7 protein-coding genes and 2 pseudogenes are annotated in these 10,990 nt (G+C 47.4%); 8 read left to right on the top strand and 1 reads right to left on the bottom strand.

The window, feature by feature from the left end:
* The first annotated feature begins 12 nt into the window (after positions 1-12).
* From CSW98_RS03670 to purF, 8 genes and pseudogenes are all read left to right on the top strand, one after another.
* A complete protein-coding gene (locus tag CSW98_RS03670) occupies positions 13-4,017 on the top strand; it encodes a FimV/HubP family polar landmark protein (protein ID WP_100799074.1) in 4,005 nt (1,334 codons plus the stop codon).
* Positions 4,018-4,129: 112 nt separating this feature from the next.
* The gene (gene truA, locus CSW98_RS03665; RefSeq protein WP_100799073.1) at positions 4,130-4,924 is read left to right on the top strand and encodes a tRNA pseudouridine(38-40) synthase TruA; all 795 of its coding nucleotides are present in this window, start codon (positions 4,130-4,132) and stop codon (positions 4,922-4,924) included.
* Between the two features lie 200 nt (positions 4,925-5,124).
* Positions 5,125-6,066: an acetyl-CoA carboxylase, carboxyltransferase subunit beta gene (accD, locus tag CSW98_RS03660; protein ID WP_100799072.1), complete on the top strand. Its 942-nt coding sequence runs from the start codon at positions 5,125-5,127 to the stop codon at positions 6,064-6,066.
* A 37-nt stretch (positions 6,067-6,103) separates the two neighbouring features.
* Positions 6,104-7,384 carry a bifunctional tetrahydrofolate synthase/dihydrofolate synthase gene (gene folC, locus CSW98_RS03655; protein WP_100799071.1) on the top strand — a complete coding sequence of 427 codons (1,281 nt, stop codon included), beginning with the start codon at positions 6,104-6,106 and terminating at the stop codon, positions 7,382-7,384.
* Positions 7,374-7,586: pseudogene (locus CSW98_RS17870) on the top strand (cell division protein DedD); the annotation flags it as partial. The gene folC and the pseudogene CSW98_RS17870, both read left to right, overlap by 11 nt.
* A gap of 81 nt (positions 7,587-7,667) precedes the next feature.
* Positions 7,668-7,913 (top strand): annotated as a pseudogene (locus tag CSW98_RS17865) (SPOR domain-containing protein); the annotation flags it as partial.
* 60 nt (positions 7,914-7,973) lie between these two features.
* Positions 7,974-8,465 carry a CvpA family protein gene (locus tag CSW98_RS03645; RefSeq protein WP_100799069.1) on the top strand — a complete coding sequence of 164 codons (492 nt, stop codon included), beginning with the start codon at positions 7,974-7,976 and terminating at the stop codon, positions 8,463-8,465.
* A gap of 30 nt (positions 8,466-8,495) precedes the next feature.
* Complete coding sequence (gene purF, locus CSW98_RS03640; RefSeq protein ID WP_100799068.1) at positions 8,496-10,010, top strand: amidophosphoribosyltransferase; 1,515 nt, start codon at positions 8,496-8,498, stop codon at positions 10,008-10,010.
* 80 nt (positions 10,011-10,090) lie between these two features.
* Here purF and CSW98_RS03635 read toward each other — a convergent pair whose 3' ends face one another.
* Positions 10,091-10,990 (bottom strand): LysR family transcriptional regulator, encoded by a 900-nt coding sequence (locus tag CSW98_RS03635; RefSeq protein WP_100799162.1) that lies wholly within the window; start codon positions 10,988-10,990, stop codon positions 10,091-10,093.

Here is a 10,990-nt window from a genome sequence, read left to right as displayed (position 1 = left end):
GCCGGGCCTTATATGCATCAGATCCTAAAGCGTTTGTTTACGCCTTTAGCGTTGCTAGTCGCAACACAGATTCCTACGGTGGGAGCCGAAGCCATTAGAGTAGTAGGCCCTGATGGACAGATTCAGTCAGCACCTCAGTATTCTCAGTCGGTGGGCAGGCTGTCACAGCCTTCTGCAACCTACGGTCCTACCGGACAGAGTGAGACCTTATGGTCTATTGCCACAAAACTTCGGCCTAATGGTGAACTCAGTGTCCAGCAGACGCTGCTTGCTATCTATCGGTTAAATCCTCAGGCATTTGATAACCAGAATATTCATGAGCTCATCAAAGGAAGCCGTCTCCGCATTCCTTCAGCAGTGCAGGTTCAGGCTGAAAGTTCAGAAGAAGCAATCCGTATTCTGAATGAACACAGAGCAAAATTAAGGCCTGCTGCTAACGTATCAGCAAGACCTGCACCGACAATACCAGTGGTTACTGAGCAGAATAATGCACAGCCTCCGGTGACTGAAAAAGAACCGGGTAAGGCTGCGGTTCCAGCCCAGCTTCCGGGGGCTTTGGCTGAAAAAGAACAGGCCATAACAGAAGCAAAAACAGAAGCTAATAAGCCTTCAGTGAATACCGATGTACTGAAACAGGAACTGGCAGATTCTGAAGGTGAATTACTTGCACTGGAAGAGAAAAACCATCAACTGCGTCTGATGCTCTCGGAAGTACAAGGTGAGGTCGATAACCTGAGAGATGAGCTGGGAGATGAAAGCCGTATTCGCTCAGAAGTAGAAAAAATGTTGGAAGTGGAACGGCAGAGAATGGCGGAAGAGCAGGCTATGCAGCCGACCATGCTGGAAACTCTGCTTGATAATACCTGGGCTCTGATATTACTGGCTTTGATCCCGGGATTGCTTCTGGTGGTCATTGTTATCCTGCTGCTATCGCGGAAACCTGCTCCGGTCGCTATGCCGTTAGCGGATACTCAGCATGAGCCGGAAGTTGCTTCGCTTATGGATGATGATGTACCGGATATTGATCTGGATGATGATCTGGATAACGATGTCCTGCTTGGCGAAGACCTTTTTGATGATGACAGCGACATTCAGGGAGAAGCTTTCTCCATGGGCGATGGCGAAGCTACTGCCGGGGAAAATGACGTTTTTGCCAACTTATCAGAGTCTGAATTTAATCTGGATGATGGTGATGAACAGGATCCGTTTGCCAGTATTGATGACAATGGTGATCTGGATACTGGTATGGACTTTGATACCAGTACAACAGGTGTCAGTGTCGACGGAAATGAACAGGCTTTGAGTCTGGAAGAAATGGAACGGGCGCTTGATGAAGATATAGCGCCGGAAGAAGCGGATAATGTACTAAACGATTTTGATTTGTCTGATGACAGTGATGATATATCACAGGACGAACTGGATAACCTGCTGGCAGTTGAAGAGCCGGACGAGATGCTGGATGGTAATGAACTGGACCAGTCTATGCTGGATGATCTGTTTAATCAGGTTGAGCCTGAGATAAATGATGATCAGATGACGGATCTGGATTTCGATACCCTGCTCTCAGAGACCAGAGACAGCTCGCAAGAGGATGAACTGGATCTGGCGGATATTGATGATATCGATGCTCTGCTCGATGCTACTCGTCAGCAGGATGACGCAGGTGCTTCTGACCGGAACAATACATTTGCGGTAGGTGAAGAGAGCACAGAGTTGCTGGACGACTTGCTGGAAGAGTCGGCAGAGGCGGATGATTTTGCGGTAGGCGAAGAGAGCACAGAGTTGCTGGATGACCTGCTGGAAGAGTCGGCAGAGGCGGATGATTTTGCGGTAGGCGAAGAGAGCACAGAGTTGCTGGATGACCTGCTGGAGGAGTCGGCAGAGGCGGATGATTTTGCGGTAGACGAAGAGAGCACAGAGTTGCTGGATGACCTGCTGGAGGAGTCGGCAGAGGCGGATGATTTTGCGGTAGACGAAGAGAGCACAGAGTTGCTGGACGACCTGCTGGAGGAGTCGGCAGAGGCGGATGATTTTGCGGTAGGCGAAGAGAGCACAGAGTTGCTGGATGACCTGCTGGAGGAGTCGGCAGAGGCGGATGATTTTGCGGTAGGCGAAGAGAGCACAGAGTTGCTGGATGACCTGCTGGAGGAGTCGGCAGAGGCGGATGATTTTGCGGTAGGCGAAGAAAGCACAGAGTTGCTGGACGATCTGCTGGAGGAGTCGGCAGAGGCGGATGATTTTGCGGTAGGCGAAGAGAGCACAGAGTTGCTGGATGACCTGCTGGAGGAGTCGGCAGAAACGGATGAATTTGCGGTAGGCGAAGAGAGCACAGAGTTGCTGGATGACCTGCTGGAGGAGTCGGCAGAAGCGGATGATTTTGCAGTAGGCGAAGAGAGCTCAGAGTTGCTGGATGACCTACTGGAGGAGTCGGAAGATGCGGATAAATTTGCAGTAGGCGAAGAGAGCACAGAGTTGCTGGATGATCTGCTGGAAGAGTCGGCAGAGGCGGATGATTTTGCGGTAGGCGAAGAGAGTACAGAGTTGCTGGACGATCTGCCGGAAGAGTCATCAGAAGAAGATATCCCTGCAGTGCAGGAAGGGGTTGAGGAAGAACAGGATTCGCTGAATGTAGAGTCATTGATTAATATTGATGAGTTAACCGATGATACGATGTCTGTGGAAGAGGAAGACAGATCTGAATCGGCACCTCATCTCGATCTGGAAGCCGGAAGTCAGGAACTACTGGATGAACTGTTTGCTGAACCGGAAGCTGAGTCTGAGTCTGAGCCAGAGGCGGTAAAAGAGTCTTTATTTGATGAAGACTTTATGGCTGCATTAGATGAACATTCACCTCAGACTGGACTGGATGAAATTGACAGTTTTCTCTCTGAATTTGATGAGTATGAGCACGACATAAAAGAAGATCCCGGTTCGTTGTTTGAGCAGGAAGAGGATATACCGCCCACTCCGGCGACTGAGGCTGTAGAAGCGGAGAATCCAGAAGCAGTAGATAGTCCTGAAACAGAAGAAAGTCCGGAATCTACTGAATCGAAAGACGAGAATATCCAGAACACGGGTGTTTCAGAGCAAAGTGCTGCGGAACAGACAGAAGCAGTCCCTAATGAGTTTGGTATGCCTCGGGATTCTGACTGGGAAGTTGATGAATCAACAGATGATGAGGCTGCCCTTGATGAATTCGACTTCCCTGAGTATGGTGAAGATGAAGCCTTGCAGGATGCCATGCAGGAAGAGCCTCCGATTACCGAATCAGGTGCTCTGGAATCTGAGTTACTGGATATCAGCGATGATGAGCTGGGTGAGTATGATGAAGATACAGCTTTGCAGGATGTGCTTGTTGAGGAGCAGCATAAGCCGGAAGGTGAGTCGGAGGGTAGCTCAAAAAAGTTTGAAGCATTTGACGAATCAGCCACATTGGCTGAGTTGCTTGCCGATGATGGTAATCAGCCGCAGGCTTCTTTTGATGAACCGCTGGACGATGATACAATTCATAGTGCAGGAATGGACATCAATGCGATGCTGGCAGAAAGTGAAGACTGGAATGGATTTACTCTTTCTCCTGAGCAGCAGGCTGACATATCGGCCGATATTCCGGAAGATCAGCATGATATCTGGGTAACCGTTTCGGAACAACCTGAACTCTCTAATGAAGACTGGGGACATCAACCGGATGAGCATAATTTATCTGCTGATACATCCCGTTTTGTGAGTGTCGATGACTTGATGGCTCAGGTTGATGCGGAAGAACCAGTCAATCCTGATGATGAAGTTTTGAACCTGGAGGTCGGTCTGAATGAGTTTCCGGATGTAATTGGAAATGTGAACCAGTTTGATGTGGATGCTAACTCGGAAGCTGCCGGAAAGCTGGATATGGCAAAAATCTATATTGAAATGAACGATAAAGAAGGTGCTATTCAATTGCTGGAAGAGGCCATTGTGTACGGAGAGGATGATATTCGTCGTGAAGCGAAGGCTCTGATTGATGAAATAAAGGGCTGACAGACTGTCTTTTATTTCTTATAGATACCCCGGTTTTTCAGCCGGGGTTTGTTTTATAAAGCAGGTTGGGTATATACTCATGCCCCATTTTTTCATCGGGTAGAGACGTAAAATGCGCATTGCACTAGGCATTGAATATAACGGAACAAATTATTCCGGCTGGCAGAAACAAAAGCATGCCAACAGTGTTCAACAGGAGTTGGAGAAAGCGCTTTCTGTTGTGGCAAATCATCCGGTAGAAGTGCAGTGCGCCGGAAGGACGGATGCCGGAGTGCACGGAACCGGTCAGGTGGTTCATTTTGACACCGGGTCAAGTCGCAAAATGGTGGCATGGACTATGGGTGTTAACGCGAATCTGCCCAAAGATATCGCTGTCCGTTGGGCTGTTCCGGTTACAGATGAATTTCATGCCCGTTTCAGCGCGACTGCCCGCCGCTATCGCTATATTATATATAATCATGCGTACCGTCCGGGAATTCTCTCTTCCGGTGTCAGCCATTATCACGGAGAATTAGATGCGGAAAAAATGCATCAGGCCGGACAGTTTCTGTTGGGAGAGAATGATTTTACTTCTTTTCGGGCAGTGTACTGCCAGTCTCGCAGTCCGTGGAGGAATATCATACATCTGAATGTTACCCGGCACGGGCACTATGTTGTTATTGATATCAAAGCGAACGCATTTGTGCACCACATGGTGCGTAATATTGCCGGAAGTCTGATTATGGTCGGAAAAGGTGAGCAGGATCCCGAATGGATTCAGTGGCTGCTGGAAGCCAAAGACCGTAAACTGGCGGGACCAACAGGAAAAGCTGAGGGGCTTTATCTGGTGAATGTGGATTATCCGGTTGAGTTTGGGTTGCCGGTTGTGTCACCGGGACCATTATTTTTACCGGATAATTTGAACTGAGCAGGGAAAATAGCTGAACTATTATTGTTAACTGCAATCCAAATTTAAATATTAGTCAGCCTTGCTGAGTAGTTCCGGTAATAGGTACAACCAGTTTTTTATCTACAGAACGGTTAATCTGTGGTTTAATCCGTTCGCATTTAATTGAATTTTATGTCTTTCGCCAAATGGCGCAGGATTAGCAGAGAAAAAGGTCTTCCATGAGTTGGCTCGAGAAAATTTTACACAAAAGCAGCATAGTTACTTCTCGCAAAGCATCCATCCCAGAAGGGATTTGGACCAAATGTACATCTTGTGAGCAGGTACTGTATCATGCAGAGCTGGAACGCAATCTAGAGGTCTGCCCGAAATGTAATCACCATATGCGGATGAAAGCTCGCCGCCGTCTGGAGACATTTCTTGATGAGAATAACCGGGTAGAACTGGCCAATGAGCTTGAGCCTCAGGATAAACTGAAGTTTAAAGATTCAAAGCGCTATAAGGATCGTTTAGCTGCCGCTCAGAAAAATAGTGGTGAGAAAGATGCCCTGATCGTCATGCAGGGTGAGTTGTTGGGCATGCCTTTAGTGGCATGTGCTTTTGAATTCTCTTTCATGGGCGGCTCTATGGGTTCGGTTGTCGGGGCTCGTTTTGTGCGTGCGGTTGAAGCTGCGATTGAAAATAACTGCGGTCTGGTTTGTTTTTCTGCCAGTGGTGGTGCTCGCATGCAGGAAGCCCTGATGTCACTGATGCAAATGGCAAAAACCAGTGCAGCTCTGGAGCGTCTGTCTGAAAAAGGTCTACCGTTTATTTCGGTAATGACCGACCCGACAATGGGCGGAGTGTCAGCCAGTCTGGCCATGCTGGGTGATATCAATATCGGTGAGCCTAATGCTCTTATCGGTTTTGCCGGTCGTCGGGTTATCGAACAAACGGTACGTGAAGATTTGCCGGAAGGTTTCCAGCGTAGTGAGTTTTTGCTGGATCACGGTGCGATAGATATGATAGTTGACCGTCGTGAAATGCGTCAGCGAGTTGCCGGTTTGATTGCCAAATTGACGAATTATACTTCACCATTGGTTGTTTCTGTTGATGCAGCCCCGAAAACAGACGCACATGCCGGCTATAAAGTACCAGTCGCGCAAGAGCAGGAAAAAGAGTAAAGTACTCATTAGTAAACCTTACTTAGTTTAGAGTTCGATGAGTCAACATACTATCCCACAAGCCACATCTTCCTTAGCGATGTGGCTTGATTATTTAGAAAATATCCATACCAGTGCTATTGATCTGGGATTAGACAGAGTTCAGCAGGTTGCTGAGCGAGCTAACTTGCTTCATCCTCAGGCGACGGTCATTACCGTTGCCGGGACAAACGGCAAAGGGTCAACCTGTGCCATTCTTGAGTCTATCCTTCTGGATGCCGGCTATTCGGTTGGTGTATACAGTTCTCCTCACCTGATCCGTTATAATGAGCGGGTACGTATTAATGGTCACCCACTGGCAGATAAAAAACATACCGAAGCCTTTGCATTTGTTGAAGAGCAGAGAGCTGATACCAGCCTGAGTTTTTTTGAATTTGGAACACTGGCGGCTCTGCGTCTGTTTGAAACGGAAAAGGTAGACGTTATTTTACTGGAAGTCGGGCTGGGCGGACGTCTTGATGCCACGAATATTCTCAACCATGATGTTGCTGTTGTTACTAGTGTTGCGAAAGATCACATCGATTGGCTGGGCGATGATATTAATATCATCGCACAGGAAAAAGCAGGAATATTCAGAGCGGGTAAACCGGCAATTTGCGGACAACCCGATGCCCCTTACACTGTTGCGGCATATGCCGATGAAATCGGGGCTAACCTTTATCAGGTCGGCTATCAGTATCAGTATGAGTCCACTGGTGATACCTGGAACTGGAAAAGCGGGCCTTTTGACCTGAGAGATCTGCCGATACCGTGCCTTCCGTTACCTAATGCGGCAACGGCAGTGATGGCTCTGGGGGTTTCCGGACTGGATATCAGTGACGTCAATATCGTTAATGGGCTGAAAAATGCAAGGCTGGCAGGACGCATGCAGAAGGTTTCCAGCTCTCCGTGCGTTATTCTTGATGTTGCTCATAATCCGCACTCTGCGGAGTATCTGGCTCATCAGCTTAAACAGCGTTATTCCGGAAGAAAGATTCATTGTGTGTTTGGCATGCTGGAAGATAAGGATATTAAAGGTACGGCAGAGGCGCTTTCTGATACGGTTTCCTGTTGGTATCCGTGTTCTTTAAGTGGCCCGCGGGCAGCCAGTGCTGCACATCTGGTGAAGTCGCTTCCTAATGGTGAGGGGCTGAAAACATTTCCGACTCCTACGCATGGATTTAAATATGCGCTGACAAAAGCGACGAAAGAGGATGTAATTATTGTAGCCGGATCATTTGTTACTGTTGCTGATGTTCTGGTGTATCTACAGCTACAAAGGAGTTCTGGTGGCAAGTAAATTTCAGAGTCGTCTGGTAGGAACCATTATTCTGGTTGCTCTCGGAGTCATCATCCTGCCGGATGTTCTGGATGGTGAAAAAAAACACTATAAAGAAGAATTTGCGGCTATTCCAATCAAGCCTGGTGTGCAGGCAGAGCTGGAAACATTTGAAGTTCTGGAACCGGCGGAAGCACAGACGGCATTACCTGACAGCCCGGTGGATATCTCTCCGCCAGTTGAAGCTCCGGATGCTCCGTCTGAACAGGTCGTTGTCCGGAACAAACCGAACTCTGACCAGCATTCTTACCAGGACAGTGCCTGGATTATTCAGCTTATGGCGCTGAAGAATGCAGAAAATGCGGAAACTCTGGTCAAAGATTTGCAAAAAAGAGGCTACCGGGCTCATTCAAAAAAAGAAGGGAATTTTACCCGGGTGATTGTAGGGCCGGATACCTCAAAGGAGAAGCTTGAAAAACAAATAAAAGAACTTAGAAAAATTACTGGCTCACAAGGCCAACTGATGAAATTTAACCCAGTAAACCCATAAGAAAACGTTTGCGTCGCGATTTTTTCTGTTAAAATGCGCGCAACTTAAGATGTGCAGAATATGATTTGGATTGATTATGTCATTTTAGGGGTGATCGGCCTGTCGGCTTTGATCAGCATTACTCGCGGCTTCGTGAAAGAAGCGTTGTCTCTGGTGATCTGGTTTGGAGGTTTTTTTATCTCCAGCCAGTATTATGCGAAATTGGCGGTGTATTTCACCAATATCGATGATGAGATGTATCGTAACGCTGCAGCGATAGGGGCACTATTTGTCGCAACTCTGATTGTCGGTGCTATCGTCAACTATGTTGTCGGACATCTGGTGCAAAAAACGGGGCTATCAGGAACAGACCGGGTGTTAGGCGCAGTATTCGGTGCCTTACGTGGTGTTCTTATTGTCGCGGTAGTTCTGTTTTTCATGGATGCGTTTACCGCATTCTCAAGCTCTGACTGGTGGGATCAATCGCGTTTGATACCGGAATTCAGCCGTATTATTGAGCCGTTCTTTGAACACCTGAAAGAGACATCAAAATTTCTAGCTGGCACTGTGTAGTGCCAGTTTTTGTAAATCGAGGATTAGGACATGTGTGGTATTGTTGGAATCGTGGGTAATACGATGGTGAACCAGTCAATTTATGATGCTTTGACGGTTCTTCAGCATCGTGGCCAGGATGCCGCGGGTATTGTTACCATAGAAAGCAATCGTTTCCGTCTGCGTAAGGCGAATGGTTTAGTCAAAGATGTTTTTGAAGCAAAACACATGCAGCGTCTGCAGGGTACCGTCGGGATCGGACATGTTCGCTATCCGACAGCCGGAAGCTCAAGTGCCTCTGAGGCTCAGCCTTTTTATGTCAACTCTCCCTTTGGTATTACTCTGGCTCACAACGGCAACCTGACCAATGCACATGAAGTGCGCGAAAAGTTGTTTGATAAAGATCGCCGCCATGTCAATACAACATCAGATTCTGAGGTTTTGCTGAATGTTCTTGCCCATGAAATTGATACTGTAAAAGGCAATGTTACTGCTGAGGATGTATTCAGAGCTGTAGCTAGTGTTCACCGGACAATCCGTGGTGCTTACGCAGTTACGGCAATGATCATTGGCCACGGTATGGTTGCTTTCCGTGACCCGCATGGTATTCGTCCTCTGTGTCTGGGTAAGCGTGAAACCGAGCAGGGAACAGAGTATATGGTTGCTTCAGAATCCGTCGCTCTGGATGCCGTGGGTTTCGATTTTATGCGTGATATTGCCCCAGGCGAAGCTATTTATGCGACCTTCGATGGTGAGCTGTATACAAAGCAGTGTGCAGACAATCCGCAGTTCAATCCCTGTATCTTTGAGTACGTTTACTTTGCCCGTCCGGATTCATTTATTGATAAAATTTCTGTGTATAGTGCCCGTGTTGAGATGGGGAAAAAACTGGGGGCGAAGATCCAGAAAGAGTGGGCTGATCTGGACATTGATGTAGTGATCCCTATCCCGGAAACTTCTTGTGATATCGCACTGGAAATCGCTCAGCTGATTGGTTTGCCATATCGCCAGGGTTTTGTAAAGAACCGCTATGTCGGCCGTACTTTTATTATGCCAGGTCAGCAGATGCGTAAGAAATCCGTGCGTCGTAAGCTGAATGCTATCCGCTCTGAATTTAAAGGTAAAAATGTACTGTTGGTGGATGACTCCATTGTACGTGGTACCACATCAGAGCAGATCATCGAAATGGCACGTGAAGCCGGCGCTAATAAAGTGTATATGGTATCAGCTGCACCGGAAATCCGCTTCCCTAACGTATACGGCATTGATATGCCAAGTGCGAATGAGCTGATAGCGCATGGTAGGGATGCGGATGAAATAGCACAACTGATTGGTGCTGATGCTTTGATCTTCCAGTCTCTGGAAGATTTGGTTGCCGCGGTCGGCCATGGTAATCAGGATATAACTCAGTTTGAAACATCGGTATTTAACGGTGAGTATGTTACGGGTGATATTAATCAGGATTATCTGGATTTTCTGGAATCACTGAGAAATGATGATGCCAAGTTACAGAAAGATATTCAGCAGGATCTGGCCAATTTGGAACTGTATAACGAAGGCGCCTGACAGGGCATCGTTTTCTTCTTAGTAACTAAAAAATCCGGACAGTTTTTTGTCCGGATTTTTAGTTACTACATCTGATGATGTCAGGCTGGGATATCTTCGTCACCAACGTCATGGTAATGAGTCACAAAATTAATCAACAGACGTACTTTCTCCGGCTGATGATCTTTATGGTTGTACATCATATAGATGTCCCTTGGATTTGAACTCCAGTCATTCAGCACCCTCACCAGAGAACCTCGCTCAAAGTATTCCTGCAGCATGATATCCGGCATCAGGGTTATTCCCAGCCCCTCTGCACATGCACGTCGGACAACATTCAGTTCGTTAGCCTCAAAGCGCCCTTTGTCGGTATTCACCACGGTTTCCCCCTGAGTATTTGTCAGTTGCCATTTTAGCAGGGGATGGCCTTTAAGCAGGCGGTGATGTGTAAGGTCTTCTGCATGCAGTAACGGGATCGGGTTATTGTTCAGGTATTTCGGACTGGCTACCAGAATATCTTTGACTTCGTTTACTTTTCTGGCGATTAGACTGGAATCCCGCTGTGGCCCCGCTTTGAAGATGATATCCCATTCCGTGGGGTCGATTTGATCACTCTGGTTACTCATGGTCAGGTCGATATGGATATCAGGATACATCGCCATAAATTCACTTAACATAGGCAGAATCAGGCGTTTTGTCAGGTTAGAGGGTGAGGAAATTTTTAGCTTCCCTGCGGCTCCCCGGCAGTCATCACCGATCTCTTCTGCTGCACAGGTTAACTTTCTGAGCATGGGGGAGCATTCATTATAGAAACGTTCACCGGCTTCAGTCAGAGAAAGTTTACGCGCATGACGGTTTAAGAGGCGAAGGTTTAAAGAATCTTCCAGAGCCTGAATACGCCGGGTAATGGTTGCAACGGGAATTAATGTTTTTCTTGAAGTTGCGGTATAGCTTCCATTTTCGACAACAAGTCGAAAAAGATTTAGGTCATCTAGTTTCAT

It is taken from the genome of Vibrio sp. HA2012 (assembly GCF_002812955.1).
Taxonomy (GTDB): domain Bacteria; phylum Pseudomonadota; class Gammaproteobacteria; order Enterobacterales; family Vibrionaceae; genus Vibrio.
This window is presented reverse-complemented; position numbering and strand designations above follow the sequence as displayed.